The sequence below is a fragment of the Vibrio sp. 10N.222.46.A1 genome (assembly GCF_041473595.1).
GTDB lineage: Bacteria > Pseudomonadota > Gammaproteobacteria > Enterobacterales > Vibrionaceae > Vibrio > Vibrio tasmaniensis_A.
Genome location: NZ_JBFRSN010000789.1, coordinates 1 through 2,521, shown reverse-complemented (window position 1 = coordinate 2,521; position 2,521 = coordinate 1). Strand labels below are relative to the sequence as shown.

Annotated in this window: 3 protein-coding genes; all 3 read right to left on the bottom strand. The window is 44.4% G+C overall.

Annotated features, from left to right (window positions below):
* Positions 1–120: 120 nt before the first annotated feature.
* Positions 121–522 (bottom strand): glycine zipper domain-containing protein, encoded by a 402-nt coding sequence (locus AB4496_RS20155; protein WP_102257280.1) that lies wholly within the window; start codon positions 520–522, stop codon positions 121–123.
* 238 nt (positions 523–760) lie between these two features.
* Positions 761–1,207 carry a hypothetical protein gene (locus AB4496_RS20150; RefSeq protein ID WP_102257281.1) on the bottom strand — a complete coding sequence of 149 codons (447 nt, stop codon included), beginning with the start codon at positions 1,205–1,207 and terminating at the stop codon, positions 761–763.
* Positions 1,208–1,353: 146 nt separating this feature from the next.
* Positions 1,354–2,521: AMP-binding protein (locus AB4496_RS20145; RefSeq protein WP_372131743.1), on the bottom strand; the 1,168-nt coding region annotated here is incomplete at its 5' end.

Genomic DNA, 2,521 nt, shown 5'->3' with positions numbered 1-2,521 from the left:
AATTCATTGTTTGAAGTGTGTATTTTAGATACAAAAACGGCCACATTACGTGGCCATTCTGTTTGAATGATTTTGAATTAAACGAATATAGAAGCTATGGCTTTTGCTGTAGCTTCAGATTTATGCACCGTTATCTTCTTTCTCTTCTTTGAGATCAGCAAGTTGTTGTTCCAATTCAATAAGCTTAATTTCAGCCTCAACTTCAGCAACTCGTTTTTCTGCATCGGTGCGATTGTCTTGCGCTAGACCGTCAGCAGTAACTTGGGTTCGTTGTGCGTTTCTTGCATCGTCCGTATCTTTCATTGAACCCGCAACGCCACCGGTCACGCCACCTAATGCAGCGCCCTTTACGGCTAAACTCGCATCTCCAGTTAGAGTGCCTGCTGTCGCTCCTAATAAAGCACCACCCACAGCACCACGATTACGTGCAGCATTCTCATTTTCGTTATCCATTGCTGGTGATGCGCAACCAGAAAGAGTCACAATCAGTGTCGCTAAAAGAAAAGGTTTAGTGAATTTCATAGGAGTCTCGCTTAGTTCTTCGTTTGGAGTAGAGCCATCTTAAGCAGAACCGTTAATGAGATAAATAAAGCCACGTTTAGACGATACATCATGTTCAGTTATATATCATTCAACCATCGCATAAGTGCTTGTTGATATATATCTTTGAGCTCGCCTTAGCCTGACAAACAAAAAAGGCGACCAATTAGGTCGCCTCAATCGCTCTTTCTCTATAATTATTCTCTTTCAGATGTCGCTCTTAGCCTTTGGACCAAAAGTTTTGCATATTATCTGCACTAGGTGGTGGCCTAACACCGCAATCTCGATAATGATTTTTATCGCCGATCCCCAGTATCTTGCCATTTTCGTCATTAATCATAGCGGCAACTTTAACACCGTCTCCCACATGACGAGTCAACACGACAATTTCACCGGCTCTTTCAGACCTTACCGCGCCTAAGATTTGATATTCGTAGCGACCTTTCCTTGAATTAACGATCATCTTCGAGTTAATAGGATCAGCTTCGTACCCTACGCCAATATCAAAAACCGCTTGATACAAATCGACACCAGTCTTAGATACGCATTTAAATACCTTAGGATGACTCAAGGGTTCTAACAACGTTCTGCTGATATCATTCTTTGAAATGGCAGCATTAGCAGCACCACTAACAAGTAAAGTTATGAGTAAAAGGTAGGCTCGCATAAAAAGACCTCAATATGTGGGATTCATAATGAGGTCATATTAAGCGCAATGGGTAAGCGGATGAATAAAGTAGAGTTTAGGTAAACCATCACGTTTGGCTATGCGTTTATAAACGCACCAAATAGAGATTAACTAATCTTCAAAGTTCATCTACCGAGCTTTTCTGCAATTTCCGTTAAGCTTGTTGGATCATCAATAGTTGAAGGCACCACATATTGCTCACCTTCGGCTATCTGTCGAATAGTTCTACGCAAGATCTTACCTGAGCGCGTCTTAGGCAGCCTCTCAACCACCAAGGCTTGCTTAAAACATGCAACCGCACCAATCTCGTTACGAACCTTACCCACTAGCTCAGCTTGCAGTTCAATGCTATCTACTTTCACGCCATCTTTTAGCACAACTAAACCCAGTGGCAATTGCCCCTTCAAATCATCGTGAATACCCACAACAGCACATTCAGCAATGGCTGGGTGACCGCCAACGATCTCTTCCATTTCACCAGTAGACAATCGATGTCCTGCGACATTAATCACATCATCAATACGCCCCATGATAAATAGGTAACCATCATCATCGAGATAACCACCGTCACCAGAAACATAATAGCCCGGGAACTGACTCAGATAGCCAGATTCAAATCGATCATGATTGCGCCAAACCGTCGGTAGACAACCTGGTGGCAATGGGCGTTTAAGAGCCACAAATCCTTGTTGATTAGGCTGGGCGACCTCACCTAGTTCATTGAGGATCTCCACTTGATAACCCGGTACAGGTTTCGTTGAAGAACCTGCTTTCACTGGCAAAGACTCTAGCCCTGTTGGATTAGCAGAAATAGCCCAACCAGTCTCCGTTTGCCACCAGTGGTCGATAACCGGTTTATTGGTATGAGATTCAACCCAATCCAATGTTGGCGGGTCCAAACGCTCGCCAGCCATGAAAATCGACTTGAGTGATGATAAGTCATACTTGGTGAGCAACTCACCTTCAGGATCTTCTTTCTTAATGGCTCTAAATGCCGTTGGAGCAGAAAACAAAACATCGACGTTGTATTCTTCACACACACGCCAGAATGCGCCGGGATCTGGCGTTCTGACTGGCTTGCCTTCAAACAAAATGGTCGTGCAGCCATGAATCAATGGCGCATATACAATGTAGGAATGCCCCACTACCCAGCCGACATCAGAAGCCGCCCAAAACACGCCATCTTGCGGCATATCGTAGATAGTGCTCATCGAGTATTTCATGGCGACCGCGTGACCACCATTGTCACGTACCACGCCTTTTGGCTTGCCCGTCGTCCCTGATGTATACAAT

What these genes read in the sequence shown, in the direction of transcription:
- AB4496_RS20155 (WP_102257280.1), bottom strand. Translation starts at nt 522, where the DNA reads ATGAAATTCACTAAACCTTTTCTTTTAGCGACACTGATTGTGACTCTT.
- AB4496_RS20150 (WP_102257281.1), bottom strand. Translation starts at nt 1,207, where the DNA reads ATGCGAGCCTACCTTTTACTCATAACTTTACTTGTTAGTGGTGCTGCT.